This window comes from Corynebacterium sp. SA-MJD20WY100 (assembly GCF_039822565.1).
GTDB classification, from domain to species: Bacteria; Actinomycetota; Actinomycetes; order Mycobacteriales; family Mycobacteriaceae; genus Corynebacterium; species Corynebacterium phoceense_A.
The window spans coordinates 52,446-69,000 of the sequence record NZ_JBCJKS010000011.1; the positions used below are offsets into that span (position 1 = coordinate 52,446).

17 protein-coding genes are annotated in these 16,555 nt (G+C 65.5%); 4 read left to right on the forward strand and 13 right to left on the reverse strand.

The window, feature by feature from the left end; genetic code table 11:
- Window positions 1–72: 72 nt before the first annotated feature.
- On the forward strand, window positions 73–579 hold the full coding sequence (locus ABJ196_RS07470; RefSeq protein ID WP_347305881.1) for a CPBP family intramembrane glutamic endopeptidase: 507 nt from the start codon (window positions 73–75) through the stop codon (window positions 577–579).
- A gap of 13 nt (window positions 580–592) precedes the next feature.
- Here the strand turns inward: ABJ196_RS07470 and ABJ196_RS07475 are convergent, their stop codons facing one another.
- The 4 genes from ABJ196_RS07475 to ABJ196_RS07490 form a co-directional block, all read right to left on the reverse strand.
- A complete protein-coding gene (locus tag ABJ196_RS07475; protein ID WP_347305915.1) occupies window positions 593–895 on the reverse strand; it encodes a DUF4288 domain-containing protein in 303 nt (100 codons plus the stop codon).
- Between the two features lie 120 nt (window positions 896–1,015).
- Window positions 1,016–1,285, reverse strand: a complete 270-nt coding sequence (gene rpsO / locus ABJ196_RS07480) for a 30S ribosomal protein S15 (protein WP_066486675.1) — start codon at window positions 1,283–1,285, stop codon at window positions 1,016–1,018.
- 101 nt (window positions 1,286–1,386) lie between these two features.
- Window positions 1,387–2,319, reverse strand: coding sequence for a nucleoside hydrolase (locus ABJ196_RS07485; RefSeq protein WP_347305882.1), 933 nt, complete (start codon window positions 2,317–2,319; stop codon window positions 1,387–1,389).
- Window positions 2,320–3,342, reverse strand: a complete 1,023-nt coding sequence (locus tag ABJ196_RS07490; protein WP_347305883.1) for a bifunctional riboflavin kinase/FAD synthetase — start codon at window positions 3,340–3,342, stop codon at window positions 2,320–2,322.
- 38 nt (window positions 3,343–3,380) lie between these two features.
- On the opposite strand from ABJ196_RS07490, the gene truB reads away from it, so the two are divergent.
- Window positions 3,381–4,271: a tRNA pseudouridine(55) synthase TruB gene (truB, locus tag ABJ196_RS07495; protein ID WP_347305884.1), complete on the forward strand. Its 891-nt coding sequence runs from the start codon at window positions 3,381–3,383 to the stop codon at window positions 4,269–4,271.
- Window positions 4,272–4,348: 77 nt separating this feature from the next.
- Here the strand turns inward: truB and ABJ196_RS07500 are convergent, their stop codons facing one another.
- The 9 genes from ABJ196_RS07500 to rimP form a co-directional block, all read right to left on the reverse strand.
- Entirely contained in the window at window positions 4,349–5,002 is a 654-nt protein-coding gene (locus ABJ196_RS07500; RefSeq protein ID WP_347305885.1) for a 4'-phosphopantetheinyl transferase superfamily protein, read from the reverse strand.
- Window positions 4,999–5,787 carry a metallophosphoesterase gene (locus ABJ196_RS07505; protein WP_347305886.1) on the reverse strand — a complete coding sequence of 263 codons (789 nt, stop codon included), beginning with the start codon at window positions 5,785–5,787 and terminating at the stop codon, window positions 4,999–5,001. Before ABJ196_RS07505 ends, ABJ196_RS07500 begins: the two co-directional genes overlap by 4 nt.
- A complete protein-coding gene (locus ABJ196_RS07510) occupies window positions 5,788–7,077 on the reverse strand; it encodes an MATE family efflux transporter (protein ID WP_347305887.1) in 1,290 nt (429 codons plus the stop codon). It abuts the gene before it with no gap.
- A complete protein-coding gene (locus ABJ196_RS07515; RefSeq protein WP_347305888.1) occupies window positions 7,074–8,039 on the reverse strand; it encodes a bifunctional oligoribonuclease/PAP phosphatase NrnA in 966 nt (321 codons plus the stop codon). The genes ABJ196_RS07510 and ABJ196_RS07515 overlap by 4 nt, the downstream gene beginning before the upstream one ends.
- Complete coding sequence (gene rbfA, locus ABJ196_RS07520) at window positions 8,040–8,480, reverse strand: 30S ribosome-binding factor RbfA (RefSeq protein ID WP_347305889.1); 441 nt, start codon at window positions 8,478–8,480, stop codon at window positions 8,040–8,042.
- 172 nt (window positions 8,481–8,652) lie between these two features.
- Entirely contained in the window at window positions 8,653–11,436 is a 2,784-nt protein-coding gene (gene infB, locus ABJ196_RS07525) for a translation initiation factor IF-2 (RefSeq protein ID WP_347305890.1), read from the reverse strand.
- A 150-nt stretch (window positions 11,437–11,586) separates the two neighbouring features.
- Window positions 11,587–11,859 (reverse strand): YlxR family protein, encoded by a 273-nt coding sequence (locus tag ABJ196_RS07530; RefSeq protein ID WP_347305891.1) that lies wholly within the window; start codon window positions 11,857–11,859, stop codon window positions 11,587–11,589.
- A gap of 169 nt (window positions 11,860–12,028) precedes the next feature.
- Window positions 12,029–13,039 carry a transcription termination factor NusA gene (gene nusA, locus ABJ196_RS07535; RefSeq protein WP_347305892.1) on the reverse strand — a complete coding sequence of 337 codons (1,011 nt, stop codon included), beginning with the start codon at window positions 13,037–13,039 and terminating at the stop codon, window positions 12,029–12,031.
- A 3-nt stretch (window positions 13,040–13,042) separates the two neighbouring features.
- A complete protein-coding gene (gene rimP, locus ABJ196_RS07540) occupies window positions 13,043–13,588 on the reverse strand; it encodes a ribosome maturation factor RimP (protein WP_257072191.1) in 546 nt (181 codons plus the stop codon).
- 53 nt (window positions 13,589–13,641) lie between these two features.
- On the opposite strand from rimP, the gene ABJ196_RS07545 reads away from it, so the two are divergent.
- Window positions 13,642–14,448, forward strand: a complete 807-nt coding sequence (locus ABJ196_RS07545) for a DUF4439 domain-containing protein (protein WP_347305893.1) — start codon at window positions 13,642–13,644, stop codon at window positions 14,446–14,448.
- 18 nt (window positions 14,449–14,466) lie between these two features.
- Window positions 14,467–16,443, forward strand: a complete 1,977-nt coding sequence (locus tag ABJ196_RS07550; RefSeq protein ID WP_347305894.1) for an MMPL family transporter — start codon at window positions 14,467–14,469, stop codon at window positions 16,441–16,443.
- Window positions 16,444–16,555 lie beyond the last annotated feature (112 nt).

Below are 16,555 nucleotides of genomic sequence, written 5' to 3' on the forward strand. Positions count from 1 at the left end.
TTTTAGCAGCTTTCCTGGGATTATGTCGAACATCACGCTGCCTGACTCGCGGTACAGACTTAGGCTTAAGCCATGGTCATGTTGTTGCTGTGGTCGCTGCCCACGCTGGTATTTCTTCTTCTCCGGCGCCAGCCCGTGACCGTCGGACTCGGACGACCGCAGGCGCACGGCTGGCCGTGGGCCGGCATCCTGCTGCTCGTATTGCTGGTGCTGAGCTACCTCGTGTTGTTGCCTGTGCCGGCGGAGGTTCTCGCGCAGACCACCACGGCCACCACGGTGGCGGTCCTCTTCGCGATGGCGCTGCGCGCGGTGGGCGAAGAAATCTTCTTCCGCGGTTTCCTACAGGGAATTATCACCGAGCGCTGGAATGCCGGCGCGGGAATCACAGTGCAGGGCCTCCTCTTCGGCCTCATCCACCTACCGCTGGCCATGTTGGATGTCACCCTCATCCCGCTTTTTGCTGTGCAGATTGCCACCGGCTTCGCCCTGGGCTGGCTGCGCGAGAAAAGCGCTTCTCTATGGCCCGGCGCCGCCGTGCACGCTGCCATCAACATCCTCACGGCAGTGCTCCTCGTGTAGCCCACGCGCGGGACTAGGCGAACGGGTCGCTCCCTCCCAGCTTCATGTCGAAGCGCGCATAGTCCTCAAGCGACGCACAGTGACGCGCGTAGAGGTCCACTTCTTCCTCGACCGTGCCGTCGAGTGCGGGCGCGACTTCCACGATGTGGCGCATGACGATTGCGGGATGCTCTGCCGATTCTTGGCTACGCGCCAGCGCCACGACCTTCGCACGCGCCTCATCGTCGTCTGTGGCACGGACGAGGACACTATCTTCGCGGAAATACGACGGCTCGCTGGGCTCTACCGATTCAAGTTCAAAAACGATAATGCCGATCTAAGGTTCCATGGTGCCAAGCTACCGCCTCCGGGGCCGCGATACCTGCTTCATGATCACGACGGCCCTAGAACGCAACACACCCCGTCCGAAGACGGGGTGTGAAAGCAACCGGAAGGCTTAGCGACGCAGGCCCAGGCGGGCGATCAGGTCACGGTAGCGGTCGATGTTGGTGGCAGCCAGGTACTTCAGCAGGCCACGACGACGACCAACCATCAGCAGCAGACCACGACGGGAGTGGTGGTCGTGCTTGTGGGTCTTCAGGTGCTCGGTCAGAGTGTTGATGCGGGAGGTCAGCAGAGCGATCTGCGCCTCCGGAGAGCCAGTGTCGGTCTCGTGCAGGCCGTACTCCTTGAGGATTTCGGCCTTCTTCTCAGTGGTCAATGCCATGAGTATTACTCCTCGTTTTATTTCAGTCCGCATGAAATGTCGCGCCGCGAAAGGCGCGCCTGCAACTGCTGCGAACCGCAGTACACAGACTTCGGAAAATATTACAGTTCAGCGCTGGATTTACCAAAAAGCTCGGCCATACGCGCCATGAGGTCGTCGACGAAGCGGGCGATATTGACACCAACTGCCGCGCGCGAGGTAACCTCCGTGTGGAAGCGGGCCGGGTCTCCCGTGGTGCGGCCTTCGGTCGTGCACATCATGTTGATGGGCAGCCAGTCGATGAGGCTCGGGTCCAAAGCGGTGGCGACGGCAAGCGGATCATGCAGGCCACAGCCGCCTAACTCCGGCTCGGACTGCGCGTAGGCGTCGATGTAGTAGTCGAACATGTCGGCGTAGATGTCCCCTACCCGAGTTCCACGCCACTGCGCGGTGTGGCTCTTCGTGAGCACGGTGCGCGTCGTGACATCGAGCCCCACCATGGACACGTTCGTACCGTAACGCAGCAGGAAGTCCGTTGCCGTGGGGTCCTGGATGACATTGGCCTCGGCCAGCGGCGTGACGTTGCCGGGGACGGTGAGGGCTCCGCCCATAAAGACCACGGGGGCATCGGCAAGCTCAGGCGCCTGACGCATCGCCGCGGCGATGGTGGTCGACGGTCCCGTGGGAATGATGGTGAGATCCGCGCCGTGGGTGCGGTAGGCCTCGATGAGGAAGTCGACTGCATCGGTGGTAATGGTCTGCGCCGGGGCGGCGGGCAAGACGACGTTGCCCACGCCGTTCGAGCCATGAATGAATGAGGAAATCTCAAGGACCTCAAAGCCGGGCTTCTGCGGGCCCGGGATGACAGGAATCTCGGGGTGGCCCAGCAGTTCGAGGAGCGCGCGGGCGTTGGCGACACCCTGCTCGACGTAGACATTGCCGTAGGTACCCGTCACCGCCAGTAGCTCGGCCTCGCCGCGCTCGTGGGCGGAAATCGCAAACGCCAACGCGAGCGCGTCATCAATACCGGTGTCGAGGTCGAGGATGAGCTTCATTTAGTCCTCCATGAGGAAGTACTGGTCGGGGCTCCAGCCGCGGGCGGCGGCATCGGCAGCCAAAGCGACGCGCGCGGCGGCGACGTCGCGGTGCATATTCTCCAGCAGCTCGTCCACGGAGTTGAACTTCACCATGTCGCGCAGGTGAGCGACGAATTCGACGGTGGCCTCGTGGCCGTAGAGATCAGCCTCGCGGTCGAGCACGAAGGACTCGATGGAGCGCTCCTCGTCGCCGAAGGTGGGGTTCGTGCCCACGGAAATCGCGGCAGCGTAGGCGCGGCCCGGTTCCATATTGCCGTCCACTCGCGCGGCGGTCGGGTCGATGTAGAACCAGCCTGCGTAGACGCCGTCAGCAGGCAGCGCGTGCGTATCCGGAAAGTACTGGTTGGCGGTGGGGAAACCAAGCTCCTTGCCACCGCGGCCGGCACCGCGGACGACGGGGCCGTTAACACTAAACGCGCGGCCGAGCGCCCAGTTGGCTTGCTCCACGTTGCCGCAGGCAAGCTGAGAGCGCACGTAGGTCGAGCAGATATCCACGTCGTCGTCGCTGAGCAGCGGAATGACGGTGACGTCGAATCCGCGTGTCTTACCGAGCGCAGTGAGCAGTTCCGGCGTGCCGACCGCATTCGCACCGAAGGAGAAATTCTGGCCCACGACCACGCCACGGGCGTGGAGGGCATCGACGAGGAGCCGGTCCACGTACTCCTCTGGGCTCAGACCGGCGAGCTCTTTGGTGAAGTCGATAACGAGGACGCCGTCGACGCCGTAGCTCTCCAGCAACCGCAGGCGCTCCTCGAGGGTCGTCACGGCCAGCGGCGCGCGCTCCGGCAGGAAGACCGACACGGGATGCGGGTCGAAGGTGACGACGACGGCCGCGCGCCCCTCGGCGTGGGCGCGTTCCACGGCGGCATCGATAAGCAGCCGGTGGCCGCGGTGCACGCCGTCGAAAACGCCGATGGTCACGATGCTGCCGTGCGAGCACTCGACCTCGCTGAGTCCATACCAAATATCCACGCGCACCATGTTAGTTCACTCGTGCCCCGTCGCTTAGACTAGCGGGCATGACTGATGCACTCGCCACCTCCGGCCTCGTTGTCGTTGACAAGCCTGCGGGCATGACCTCCCACGATGTCGTGGGGCGTCTGCGCAGGTTCTTCCACACGAAGAAGGTGGGCCACGCGGGCACGTTGGATCCCATGGCGACGGGGGTGCTCGTCCTGGGCCTCGAGCGCGGCACGAAGTTCCTCGCGCACATGGTCGCCTCCACGAAGGCCTATGACGCCACCATCCGACTGGGCGAGGCGACGTCCACGGATGACGCGGAGGGCGCGACCATCTTTGCTGCGGACCCGTCCGCGCTGTCCGATGCCGCCATCACCGACGGCGTCGCCGCGCTCACCGGCGACATCATGCAAAAACCCGCGGCGGTCTCCGCCATCAAGATCGACGGCAAGCGCGCCTACGAACGCGTCCGCGCCGGCGAAGACGTCGAGATTCCCGCGCGTCCCGTGACAATTTCTCGCTTCGACATCCTCGATATCCGCCGCGGGGACTTCGTGGACGTCGACGTCCACGTGGAGTGCTCCTCGGGTACGTATATCCGCTCGCTGGCCCGCGACCTTGGCGAAGCACTCGGCGTGGGCGGGCACCTCACGGCCCTGCGGCGAACCGAGGTCGGGCCTTTTACCTTGGCCGACGCACGCACGCTGGAGGAACTGGAAGAATCCCCTACCTTGTCGCTGTCTCTCGACGAGGCGCTGGCGCGCTCCTATCCGGTCCTCGACGTCACGGAAGAGGAAGCGGCGGCGCTGGCGATGGGCAAATGGCTGGAACCGCGCGGCGTGAAAGGCGTGCACGCGGCCGTGGACCCCTCCGGCAAGTCCATTGCGCTCATCAAGGAGAAGGGCAAGCGCCTCGCGACGGTCTTCGTGGCGCGGCCGTCGACGCTCTAAGTCGAAGTATGAGTAAGTCACGGATTTTCTTGCCGAAAATCCATGACTCATTCACGTGTGAACCCGCGAGCGATGAGTTAGAGAGTATGCGGCACCACGGTCGAGACGATGACGTAGCCGTCGCGGATGACCCAGCGGCCCTCAATGAAAGGCACGGGCGTGGGGCGCGCCAGGATATAGGAGATGAGCGTGCCGTCCTCGCGCAACGAGATTTCCGCTTGGTCGAAGTCGAGCCAGCGCTGCGTCATGGGAAACCATGACTTATACGTGGCCTCCTTCGCGCAGAAAAGCAGGCGGTCCGGGCAAGTCACGCCGGCGGCGACGAGCTTAGACATCTGGGGCACCTCGCTGGCCCGGGCGATGGCGTCGAAGACGCCTTCGGGGAGGGCATCGGCAGGCTCGGCATCGATGCCAATCGACCGGACGGAGGAATAGGGTGCCGCAACGGCCGCGCGAAAGCCCTGGGTGTGGGTAATGGAGCCCACGAAACCGTCCGGGAAGAGCGGCATGCCGCGCTCCCCTCTTAAGACGGGCCCCGTCGCGCCGAGCTCGGAGAGGGCTTGGTGGGCGCACCAGCGGGCGTCGCCGAATTCGGCCTTGCGCACGTCCACTGCTTGGCTAACCAGGGTGCGCTCGAGGGGATCGAGGCCGTCATAGTTTAAAAGGTCGGGTTCCGAGGTGCGCACGTAGCAAAAGCGCGCGGAGTCAGGGAAGAGCACGTTATCGATCATGAGCCCATCACCTTGTACGGCCAGACCTGTCCGTCGCGGCTTTGCCATTCGCGCGGGTAGCCCAGGGAAACCTCGGCGTGCGTGACGCCGTCGATCTCCTCGACCACCGGGATGTGGAGGTGACCGTAGATGACCTGCTGCGCGTGGTAGCGCTTTGGCCACGAGCGGGTATGGCGGGTGCCGCACCACAGGGCGACGTCGGGATAGCGCATGCGCTGCGTGGGCTCTTGGACCAGCGGCCAGTGGTTAATGAGAATCGTGGGCCCGTCGATCCGGGACAAGCGCTTAATCGAGTACGCGAGGCGGTCCCAGCACCACGCGCGGATGTCAACGAAAGGCGCAATGGCCACCTCGTCGGTCATCATGATGCCCTTCTCCCCCGCCGCGGAGACGGCGTCCTCGGCCGAAACACCCGGCGTGCGGAAGCTGTAATCGTAGAGCGTAAACAGCGGGACGATGGTCACCCCGTGGAAGACGGGGTACGGGTCCTCCGGCGTAATGACGCCCAGGCGGCGGCAGCCGGCCACGAGCTTGGCGTACTTCGCGCGGCCGCGGAAGCGGTCCTGGCTGCGGGCAAAAAGCTCGTGGTTGCCAGGAACCCAGATGACGGTGGCATAGCGCGACGCCAGCTCGCCGAGGACCTCCAAAATGAGGTCAGTGCGCTCCGCAACATCGCCAGCGACGATGAGCCAATCACTTGGATCGGAAGGCTGCAGCGCCTCGATGCGGGGCCGGTTTGCCTTGGCCGCCGCATGCAGATCGGACACGGCCCATAGGGTTGCCATCTACAGCTCCTTTCTGGCCCACTTCATTGACTTAAAACGATAAATCACGCCCACGGTGCGGAGGGCGATAAACGCCGCGAGTCCGGCCCACACGCCGGTAAGCCCCCAGTCCAGGGCATAGGCGAGGAAAACGCCGGGCAGATACCCCAGGATAACGGAGGCAAGGGTGAGCGTGCGCAGGAAGGCGGCATCGCCCGCGCCGAGCAGCACGCCGTCGAGTGCGAAGAGCACACCACCCGTGATGACCATGGCAACCATGACCCACCACGGTCGCGCAAGCGCGTCGAGCACCGCGGAGTCCTGGGTGAAGATCCGCGGAATGAGGGAGGCGCCCACCGCGAAGACGACCGCGAGTGCCACGGCGAAGCCTGCCGAGTAGCCCACAATCCGCTGCCCCACTCGCTTGGCGGAGTGGCCAGCGCCGAGGGCCGCGCCGATAAGAGTCTGCGCCGCGATGGCGAGCGAGTCGAGGACGAGTGTCAGGAAATTCCACAGCTGCGTCATAATCTGATGCGCGGCCAGGGGCGCCGTGCCAAAGCGTCCCACCACGGCCGTCGCGGAGAGCATCGCCACCTGGAACGCGAGCGACCGCACGATGAGGTCGCGGCCGAGCACCAATTGCTTGCCGATGACCCCTCGGTCCGGGCGCCAGTCCCCCTCATGTTCGCGGTGGAGCTCACGCAGGAAGCACCCGGCGATGATCCCCATGCCCAGCACGGTCGCCGCCGCGGAGCCGAGAATGCCCCAGAAGTACACGAAGATGGGCACGGCGATGGCACCCGGAATGAGCCCGGCCAGGGTAAACAACAAGGGCTTGCGGGTATCTTGGACGCCGCGCATCCAGCCGTTGCCGGCCATCTCTATGAGGGTGAGCGGGATGGCGAGCGCCGCGACGCGCAGCCACTCGGCGGCCAGGCGCGCGACGTCCTCGGAGCCCGTCATGAACCTGGCGATGCCCCCGGCGAAGACCCACATGAGGGCCATGAGGGTGGCTCCCACGCCCAGGGCCACCCAGGTGGCCTGGACGCCTTCAGCGACGGCGGCTTGGCGGTCGCCACGGCCGTAGAAGCGGGCGGAGCGCGCCGTGGTGCCATAGGACAGGAAAGTCAGCTGGGTGGTGACAACCGATTGCACGGTCGCAGCGGCCCCCAGGGCCGCGAGCGCCGTGGCACCCAAGCGTCCCACGACAGCGGTGTCGAAGAGCAGGTACAGCGGCATCGCGGCCAGCACGCCCAAGGCGGGCAGGGCTAGGCCAAAAATCCGCCGCGCGGAAACTCTCTCCTCGGTCATTCTTCGGCGAGCAGGGTGACGAGCTGGTTGATGATCTCCCCCTCGTCACCGTACGCGGTGTAGCCGGCGGCCGGCACGTGTCCGCCACCACCGAGGCGGCCGGCGAGCTCGGCGCAGTTGACCGTGGACGAGCGCAGGGACACCGCCCACACGCCGCGGGACTGTTCCTTGAAGACGACGCCGATATCGGAGCCGTCGAGCGCGCGGACGAAGTCGACGAGCGACTCCACGGAGCCCTCGGCCGAGCCCTCAGTGAGATCGAGCGAGGCGACGAGGATGCCCAGGTGGTGCGGGCCCGCCGGCAGGATACGCAGGCCAGAGAGCACGCGGCCGACCATCTGCAGGTCATCCGAATTCGTGGAGTCAATGAGGTCCACGGCGATCTGCTTGGTGTCGAGCCCGTATTGCATGTAGCGGTGGGCGTACATGTGCATGGCCGGACGACCCCAGCGGAAAGAGCCGGTGTCCGTCATCAGGCCGGCGTAGAGGCCGTGCGCGATCTTCGTATCGAGCTGGACGGAGAGCATGTCGAGCACGCGCGTCAATACGACCGTCGTGGACTCGCACTCGTCGAGCACGAGGTTGATGGAGCCAAACCCTTTATTCGAGGAGTGGTGGTCGATGCACACCAGGTTGTCGACTGTCGCCACGTCGTCTTCGAGCAAACCCGTGCGGTCGATGGCGCCGCAATCTACCGTGACGTAGACGTCATAGTTGTCCGGCAGCGAGGACGCGAGCTCAATGCGCTCGGAGCCAGGAATGGTGAGCAGGTTCTCCGACACTGGGCGGCGCTGGCCGATGACGATGGTCGACTCCTTGCCCAACTGGTCCAGGCCGAGGGCGAGTGCTGAGGCCGAACCGACGGCATCGGCATCCGGGCGCAGGTGCGTGATGATGCAGACGCGCTGGGCCGCCTTGAGGGCGTCAACAACCGCCTGGAATTGTGCTTCAGTTCCGGCCATCTACTCCTCCTCGCCTGACGTCTTGTACGGGTTCGCGTCGCCCGCCGGACGCGCGTTCTCCTTGAGCTTGGCCAGCTCCGCGTCGCGCTGACGAGCGCGCTCGAGCAGCTCCTCCATGTGCGCGGAGGCCTCCGGCACGGCATCGAACTCGAAACTCAGTGTGGGCGTAAAGCGCACGGAGAGCTGATCGCCCACGATCTTGCGCAACTGACCCCTGGCGCGGTGGAGCGCCTCGGCCGCCTGGTCCAGATCCGGCTCGGAGTTCAGGTCCTTGCCACGGACGGTGTAGTACACCGTGGCGTCGTGCAAATCGCCGGTGACGCGGGTGTCGGTGATGGTTACCAACTCGAGACGGCGGTCTTTAATCTGACGCTCGATGGCACTGGCGACGATCTCCTGAATGCGCTTGGCCATACGGGCCGCGCGGGCGTGATCAACCATGGCTACTCCTTCATGCTTACAGCTTGCCGCAGACGCGGCGTTCAACCAACCAAGTCTAGAGGACAAGCCCTCCCTCGCGCACCTAGCGGGGCGGGCACGCGAAAGCCCGCGTTTCCTCAATTCAGGAAACGCGGGCTCAGCGTCGAATTATTCCGGTATAGAACTCACGCGACTAGTCGCGCGGAACCTCGACCTCTTCGTAGGCCTGCAGGATGTCGCCCACCTGGATATCCGGGTAAGACAGGACAGCACCGCACTCGTAACCGGCGTTCATCTCGTTGACATCGTCCTTCTCGTGACGCAGAGACTCGATCTTCGCGTCGGAAGAAATGACGTTGCCATCGCGGACCAGGCGCACCTTGCCGTTGCGCTTGATCTTGCCCTCGGTGACCATAAGACCGGCGATGGTACCCACCGCAGAGGACTTGAACAGCGCGCGGATCTCGGCCGCACCGGTGTCGCGCTCTTCGTAGATGGGCTTGAGCATGCCCTTGAGAGCCTGCTCAATCTCTTCGATGGCGCGGTAGATGATGGTGTAGTAACGGATGTCCACGCCCTCGGCGTTGGCCTCCTCCGTTGCCTTACCTTCAGCACGCACGTTGAACGCGATGATGATGGCGTCCGAGGCAGCCGCGAGCGAGACGTTGGTCTGCGTGACAGCACCGACACCGCGGTCGATGATGTTGAGCTGGACCTCGTCGTCGATCTCCAGGTCGAGCAACGCATCCTCGAGGGCTTCTACCGAACCGGCGTTGTCGCCCTTGAGAATGAGGTTGAGCGTGGAGGTCTCCTTGAGCACGGCATCCAGGTCTTCGAGAGAGACGCGCTTGCGGGACTTCGCCTGCAGAGCGGAACGCTTGCGGGCATCACGCTGCGCGGCAATCTGACGCGCGACACGGTCGTCCTCGACCACGAGCAGGTTGTCGCCCGCACCCGGCACGCCGTTGAGGCCCTGGACCTGGACCGGGCGGGACGGACCCGCCTCGTCCACGTCATCGCCGAACTCGTCGAGCATGCGGCGCACACGGCCATGTGCGTCACCCACGACGATGGAATCACCGACGCGCAGCGTACCGCGCTGAACGATGACCGTCGCGACCGGGCCGCGGCCACGGTCGAGGTGGGACTCGATAGCAACGCCCTGGGCGTCCATGTTCGGGTTCGCCGTGAGCTCCAGCGCCGCGTCCGCCGTAAGGATGACAGCTTCGAGCAGCTCCTGGATGTTCGTGCCGGCCTTCGCGGAGATGTCGACGAACATGGTGTCGCCGCCGTACTCCTCCGGGATGAGGCCGTACTCGGTGAGCTGGCCACGAATCTTGTCCGGCTGTGCCTCGGGCTTATCGACCTTGTTGACCGCGACGACGACCGGGATATCCGCAGCCTTCGCGTGGTTGATGGCCTCCACCGTCTGCGGCATAACGCCGTCATCGGCAGCGACGACGAGGATCGCCAAGTCCGTGGACTGGGCACCACGGGCACGCATGGCGGTAAACGCCTCGTGACCCGGGGTATCCAGGAACGTAATCGTGCGCGGGCCATCTTCGAGCTCCACCGTGGTCTGGTAGGCGCCGATGCCCTGGGTGATGCCGCCGGCCTCACCCTCGCGCTCGTGCGTCTTACGGATGGTGTCAAGCAAGCGGGTCTTACCGTGGTCGACGTGGCCCATAACCGTGACGACTGGGGGACGCTTCTCCTGGGCTTCCTCGCCGCCTTCGTCCTCACCGAACTGAAGGTCGAAGGACTCGAGGAGCTCGCGGTCCTCGTCCTCCGGCGAGACGACCTGCACCTCGTAGTTGATCTCAGAGCCGAGCAGCTGCAGCGTGTCCTCGGAGACGGACGCCGTTGCGGTCACCATCTCGCCGAGGTTGAACAGAGCCTGGACAAGCGCTGCCGGATCGGCACCGATCTTCTCAGCGAAGTCAGCGAGCGACGCGCCACGACGCAGGCGAACGACCTTGCCGCCGCCGTCGGGCAGGCGGACGCCGCCAACCTCGTGCTTCTGCTGCTCTTCGTACTCGTGGCGCTTCTGACGCTTCGACTTCTTGCCGCGACGCGGAGCGCCACCCGGGCGTCCGAATGCACCCGCGGTGCCGCCGCGACGACCGCCGCGACCGCCGCCACGGAATCCGCCGCCACCAGCAGCGTGCTGGCCCGGACGGGAACCACCGCGGCCGCGTCCGCCGCCACCGGCGTTGGCGGACTTGGACGGCATCGCAGCCGGATTCGGGTGCGACGGCATCATGGCCGGAGTCGGACGACGACCGCCGCCCTGCTGGCCACCCTGACGGCCCTGGCCGCCACGGTTCTGGCCACCCTGGCCACCGTGACCGCCGTGGCCACGACCTTCGCCGCCCTTGCCTGCGCGCGGGCCCTTGGAGCCACCCGGACGCGGGCCCGGACGGTCGCTCGAACCCGTGGAGAACGGGTTATTCGCCACACGGCGCGTTCCGCCCGGCTTCGGCATGGAACGCGGGGTCGGTGCGCCCGACTTCGGGGCAGCGGACTGACCTGGCTTGGCTGCGGACTGACCCGGCTTGGCTGCGGACTGCCCCGGCTTAGGTGCGGACTGACCCGGCTTAGCGGCGCTGGACTTCTCTGCACCCGGCTTGGGTGCGCCCGGCTTCGGTGCCGACTTCTCTGCGGGCTTGCCCGGCTTCGCCTGCACAGACGGGGCCTGCTGGCCCGGCTTGGGCTTGGCAGCGCCTGGCTTCGGGGCAGCGGGCTGTCCCGGCTTGGCGGCACCCGGCTTGGGCGCGCCATCCTTCGCGGGCTGCTGGGCGTCATCCTTGGCGCCCTGCGCCTCGTAGAAGGCGCGCATCTTCTTCACCACCGGCGGTTCGATGGTGGACGATGCGGTTTTAACAAACTCGCCCTGGTCCTTCAGGGTCGCGAGCAGTTCCTTGCTGGTTACTCCGAGCTCTTTCGCGAGCTCGTGAACGCGTAGCTTTCCGGCCACTTGTCTCCTCTTGGTTGTTACTTGAGGATGGCCGCGAAAGTGGCGGCCACCGTCAAGAGTTGTTGTTGACGACTTTCATCGCTGATGCTTCATCGTTGTGCGCTCATCAGTGTGGGGTCTTCCTTTATGCAATCTGGGTCCGGCACCACGTTAGGGCGCCGCGACCGACTCCAGGTACGAACGTACTTGACCTGTGTCCACGTGGGTAGACGTGCGCAGCGCGCGACCGAAAGCTCGGCGGCGCTCCGCTAGCTCATATGCGCCCACATCCGGCGTGAGCCACGCTCCCCGTCCGGGAAGGCGGCGGCGTGGATCGGCCACGACGCGAGTTGGATCTGCGGGGTCGAGAACCACGCGAAGCAGCTCGGTATCGGGGCGGCGGTCGCGAGTGGCAATGCACGTGCGCACGCGGGGTGACGTCATAGCGAGGTCAACTCCTTCGTGCTCGTGCACGCCCCGATTCAGGGCGTACGGGATTGCCACCGGTGTCCACCGGCGCATAAGGGCCGTTGCCTAGTCTACGCGACATGACGCAGAATTTGAACTTAGGGTAAACGCACCGCCACGCACGCGCGGCGGCGCGACACCATAATTACTCTGCGGGCTCCGCGTCCGAGTGGATGTCGATCTTCCAGCCGGTAAGACGCGCGGCGAGACGCGCGTTCTGCCCCTCCTTGCCGATGGCGAGCGAGAGCTGGTAATCCGGCACGGTCACGCGTGCAACTTGAGCTTCCGGGTCGAGGACATCCACGCGCACGACCTTGGACGGTGCAAGCGCATTGCCCACGTAGACGGCCGGGTCCTCGTTGAAGTCAATGATGTCGATCTTCTCGCCGTGGAGCTCACGCATGATGTTGTTGACGCGCGCACCCTTGGGGCCAATGCAGGCGCCCTTGGCATTAAGACCCTTGGCCTTGCCCTGCACGGCGATCTTCGTGCGGTGGCCAGCCTCGCGGGCAATGGAGATGACTTCCACGGAACCGTCGCCAACCTCCGGGATTTCCAGCTCGAAGAGGCCGCGGACGAGCTCCGGGTGGGTGCGCGAGAGGCTCACCTGCACGGCAGCGCCGTTCTTGTGCACGTCCACAACATACGCCTTGACGCGGTCACCGTGCTTCAAGGTCTCGCCCGGGATCTGCTCGGCGGGCAGGAGGATGCCGTCCTGGGCGTCGGCTTCGGTGCCGAGCTGAACCACGACGATACCGCGGTCGTTGGCGCGCGCGTCGCGCTGCACGATGCCGGAGACCACGCGACCGGTCAGCGGCGTGTAGGAATCAAAGGTGCGGTCGGCCTCAGCCTCGCGCAGGCGGCGCAGGATGGCGTCGCGCACGGCGTGGGCGCCCACGCGGCCGAAGTTGGCGGGGGTGTCGTCATATTCGGTGACGACCTCGCCGGTCTCGGGGTCGGTCTCGGTGACGATGACGGCCACGGCGCCGGTGTCTCCGTCGATGTCCACGCGGGCCTTGACGTTCTCGTCCGGCTCCGTCGCGCGGTATTCGCGGTAGGAGAAGAGCAAAGCGGATGCGATGGTCTGCAGCAGATCTCCCACGGGGATGCCCTGCTGCGTTTGGATGGTGCGCAATGCCGCGATGTCGATATTCACTTATTAGTCCTCTCGGTCAGCCTGCTCGGCTGCTTGTTCAAACGATTGCTCAGTCACTCGAAGCTCGTCTTCGGGTGCGCGTGCGAATTCAATTTCTACCACCGCACCGGCCAGGTTTTCCAATCGTGCGACGCTCACGCGCAGCTCTTTCTTCGCGCGCGCGACGAGGATCACCGAGGACTCGTCAGGAGACAGCGCTCCCAGTCGGCCCACGGTCTTACCCTCCAGCGAAATAACACGGCCACGGTTGCGACGGAAATGGCGCGGCGCGGTGAGCGGCAGATCCACGCCCGGCGTGGAAACCTCCAGCGTGTAGCCTGCACCGAAATTGAGCTCGCCGCGCGCCTCCAGGTCGTCGAAAAACGTGGAGATCTCATCGGAGACCTCGCCCAGCAGATCCGAGCTCGGGCGTTCGTCGCCATCGACGCGGATAACCACCTGGGACTTCTTGCCAGCCGGAGTCGCCTTGACGTGTTCAAGGTCGAGCCCGCGCGCGGTCAACAGCGGGGTAAGCCGCTCGGTCAAAATCTGTGGAGTGGGAAAAGCCATGCGTTCTACCCTAGCTGCTTCCCACGCCTCGCACGCGCGCTAAGGTTGACTGCGTGTTACGCCGAATGCTCATTGCCGCCGTCTTGCCCGCCGCCCTGCTCACCGCCGGGTGCGCGCCTATCGTCGACTACTTCGGCCCGCGGCCGGACCCGACCCTTATCGAACTCGCCGCGCAAGCGCAGTCCCAGGGCAACGCAGAGCATGCCGATGCCCTCTGGGCCGAGGTCGCCCGCACCTGCGGGCTCGCCGAGGACGGCACCTCCCCTGGCTCCTGCCAGGTCGACCGCGACGCCGCCATGGCGGAGTACTCCACGAAGCACGCCGAGCCCATCGATCCGCTCACCGCCGCCGTCCCCGTCGAATCCCGCGCGCTCATCGTCTCCCACGCTATTGACGATGCCGCCAGCGCCGCGCCGCAGCTCGCCGAGCCGGACCTTATGCTTACCCCAGCCGAAATCGACCAGGCAAAGGATCTCCTCGCGTGGGAATACGAGACCATCTGGGGACTGGACACGGCGAAGGCATTTGCGGCAGGCGATCAGGAGGGGCGCATCGGCAGCCTCATCGCTGACCACGAGCAGATCGCCGCATGGCTGCGGGGCCTGCTGGCAGACGCCAAGGCCGAGGCGCCTGCGCAGGCCGCGGCCTACACTGCGACGGACCTGCCGCTGCCCACTGACACAGCGAGCTCCGCGGACTACGTCACGCAATTAAATGCACGCACTCAAGAACGCTGGACGCACGCGGCGACGATTGCAGGCCGGGACGAAGCCGCAGCTGCCGCGACCACCGAGGCGACGGATGCGACCGCGTGGCTGCGCTGGCTCGTGGGGACCGCCGCTTGGGCGCGCACCGTCTAGCGGGTAGGGTGGGCGGCTATGACTGCTTCGCGCATGAAGGCCGCACGCTGGCTCGCTCTCCTCTTGCTCATCCTCGGTATCGGGGCGATGTCGCTGGGAGGTGTGGAGCAGCCCAACGCGGGTACTCATTCCCTGCCGGGCGACGCGGAGTCCACCCGCGTCGCCGACATCCAGGCAGAGGTTCAGGAAGCCTTGGGCACCGGCGAATCTCAGGCGGCCATTATCTTCTTCAGCGGTGACGTGCGCGCGCACATGGACGAATTGCAGAAACTCGCTGGCGACCTGGGCCCTGTCATCCCGAATGAGGCCGGCGACGGCGCCATCGTGCCCTACAACGTGGAGTCCACGAGCTCCTCGCAGAACGCCACCGAGGTCGAAGACCTACGCGCTCGCCTCACCGACGGCGCACCGGAGGGTGTAACCGTCCAAGTCACCGGCCCGGCCGCGATCCGCGCGGACCTCGCCAGCGTCTTTGAAGGCGCCAACTTCCTGCTCCTTGGAGTCACCGCGGCCATCGTGGCGCTCCTGCTCATCGCGACGTATCGCTCCCCCATCCTGTGGATCCTGCCGCTGCTCGTCATCGGCATCGCTGACCGAGTCGCCGCAACCATCTACACCTACGTCCTCGACGCCACCGGCCTGTCCTGGAACGAGTCGACCTCCGGCATCCTCTCCGTCCTCGTCTTCGGCGCGGGCACGAACTACGCGTTGCTGCTCATCTCGCGCTACCGCGATGAGCTCACGCGCCACGAGGACCGCTTTGCCGCCATGGCCGCCGCCTGGCTGCCCACGCTCAAGGCCGTCACCGCCTCGGCGACGACCGTCATCCTCGGCGTGCTCTGCCTGCTGCTCTCCTCCGTCCCCAACACCCGTGGCCTGGGCCTCGCGTCCGCCACCGGCATCATCATCGCGTGGCTCTTCGCCCTATTCGTCCTGCCCGGCGTGCTCGTGACCTTCGGTCGCTGGGTCTTCTGGCCCCGCCGCCCCGAAGTCGGTACCGAGCCGAACCACAAGCTCTGGGACCGCGTGGGCGACCTCGTGGGCGCACGCCCCAAGCTCGTCACGGCTGTCTCCCTTCTCCTGCTCGCCGTGTGCGCTTCCGGCTACTTCCACATTTCCACGGGGCTGACCCAATCCGACCAGTTCCTCGACACCCCGGAATCCATCTCCGCTGGCACCGAGCTCGAAGAGAAATTCCCCGAGCAATCCGCCACTCCGACCATTATCGCCACCCGCGACGCGGATGCGGTGAGGCAGGCCCTCCCCGACGCTCGTGAAACCGGCGCTGCCAACGGCTGGACGCTCTTCCAGTCTTCCGCTGATTTTTCTCAACTGCGCGGGCAGCTGCCGGGCGAGACCTACGTAGGCGGCTCCGACGCCCAGCTCGCGGACGAAGAATCCGCCGCAGCCGACGATCGCCGCACCATTTTCCCGCTCGTCCTCGCCCTTGTATGTGGCGCGCTCATCCTCATGCTGCGCTCCCTGCTCGCACCGCTCATCATGGTCGCCTCCGTCCTACTCACCAACGTCGCCGCCCTGGGCCTGGGCTGGTGGGTGAGCCACTACATCTTCGGCTTCGACCGCTTCGCCTCCACGACGCCGCTTTTCGCGTTCGTCTTCCTCGTCGCCCTCGGCATCGACTACACGATCTTCCTCATCACCCGTGCCCGCGAGGACGCCCGCAGTGTGGGCACCCGCCGCGGAGTGCTCACCGCGCTCTCGGCCACCGGCGGCGTCATCACCTCAGCAGGCATCCTGCTGGCCGCCGTCTTCGCCGCACTCGGCGTCCTTCCCCTCGTCGTCCTCGCGCAACTGGGCATCACGGTCTTCATCGGTGTCCTCCTCGACACTCTTATCGTGCGTACCGTCCTCGTGCCTGCCCTCGTCCAGCTCCTCGGCGAGAAGTTCTGGTGGCCCGCCCACCCGGCCGGAAAATCCGACTCAGAAACAGTTTCCATTAAATCTGCCGAATCCCCCGCTGCACAGCGCTCCTGATCAAAGCCTGTCCTCCACTCAGCAGAAGGACAGGTAATTATGCGTTGAATTTCATTGCACACAATCGCATGGACTCCTACGTTAGGTCGGCATGGACGCGGCAGGCCCTCCT